The sequence below is a fragment of the Helicobacter sp. T3_23-1059 genome, from assembly GCF_053654515.1.
Genome location: NZ_JBSIUV010000139.1, coordinates 1 through 1367 on the forward strand (window position 1 = coordinate 1; position 1367 = coordinate 1367).

General features: G+C 34.8%; 2 protein-coding genes. Both read right to left on the reverse strand.

Annotation, left to right across the window (positions count from 1 at the left end; all coding sequences use genetic code 11):
* Positions 1–32 precede the first annotated feature (32 nt).
* The gene (locus ACWIX0_RS13590; RefSeq protein WP_454174519.1) at positions 33–824 is read right to left on the reverse strand and encodes a hypothetical protein; all 792 of its coding nucleotides are present in this window, start codon (positions 822–824) and stop codon (positions 33–35) included.
* Positions 825–833: 9 nt separating this feature from the next.
* Positions 834–1337, reverse strand: a complete 504-nt coding sequence (locus ACWIX0_RS13595) for a hypothetical protein (RefSeq protein WP_454174520.1) — start codon at positions 1335–1337, stop codon at positions 834–836.
* Between the last annotated feature and the right edge of the window lie 30 nt (positions 1338–1367).

A 1367-nucleotide genomic window follows, 5' to 3' on the forward strand; every position in this document is an offset into this window, starting at 1 on the left:
TGCTTATATTTGTTGCTAATATTTTCTTTTTTTTAGACATAGATTTCAATCTCCCCTGCTGGTATATTTTTGCCATTAAAGACATTTTTTAGTAATGCTTGATTGTTGTGTATTATGACATTTATGATAAAAGATTCGCCTTGCGTCCTAACCTCCATTTCCATTTGCTCATCGTCATTGTAACCACTAGTTTTTATGTGTAAATTCATATCATTGCTATGCCTTGAATCATCGTCCTCTAATTTTACCATTTCCTCCCCATAACTAAAATACATTTCAATGATTTCTTTTTGTGAATCTTGCGTGGATTGTGAATTGCTAGAATCTGTGTTTGATTTTGAGTTAGATTCTGCATTAGATTCGTTAGATTCTGCGCTAGATTTTAGGCTAGATTTGCTTGTAGTTTCTGCGTTCTCGTTGTTATTTTGTGCATTATAAAAACCCTCTGCCACCTCCTCATCTAGCTCGAAAATATCTTTTGCTTTTGGTTGCCCTTGCAAGATTAGAGGTGAGCCTTTGTCGGTTATGACTTGTGAGATTGCTTGGGCTAGGATTATTTTTTGATTGTCAATTTCTAGCAATGTGGAGCAAATAGAATTTGGGATATTAGCTAATTTCGTGCAAGGACTTGGAATCCCTGCGATATTGTTAGCACAGCCCACAATGGTAGCATTTGCTAAATCTTGCAAACTTATCATTCCTGCGTCATTGTTGCTAGAATCTTGCACACACATTAAATCTTTGGTGCTTGATTGAAGCAAAACCTTGCCTTTATGAGCGCATTCTACGCTATCTGTTTCAAGTAGTGGATTTAGCTTTGGCATTTAGATTCTTTATTCACACCTTTTGCAATATTTTTTCACGATTCGCTCAATTTCGGCTTGGTATTCGGGGGATTCGTAGAGATAAAAACAATATGCCAAAAGCGGATTAGATTCTATATCTTGTAGCCTTGATTTATCCTCTATCACTGATTTTATATTTTCTAATGTCTTTGCTTTTGTGTCTTTTATGTATTGTTCAATATCGTTTTTGATTTGCTTGCCTTTATCAGTAGTGATACAATAAGCATTGCTTCTACCCTCAATTAGCCGTAAGTGCTCGTCAAAATATTCCATTTCATTTGCGCGTATTTTTGGACTTCTATCAAAATATTTAAGACAGATTCCAAAACCATAGATTTTCATATCTTTTGTCATAGTTTTGCGTGCATAAATCGTATCAAAAGAGTGAGCCTTGCTTTTAAGGTAACGCATTGGGCTTTTGTCATATTCCAAACATTCCTCGCCATAAGCGCAAAGACAAAGTGATAATAAGACTATGATAAATACTTTCATTTTTTACTCCATTGTAACATTAAAAATTCG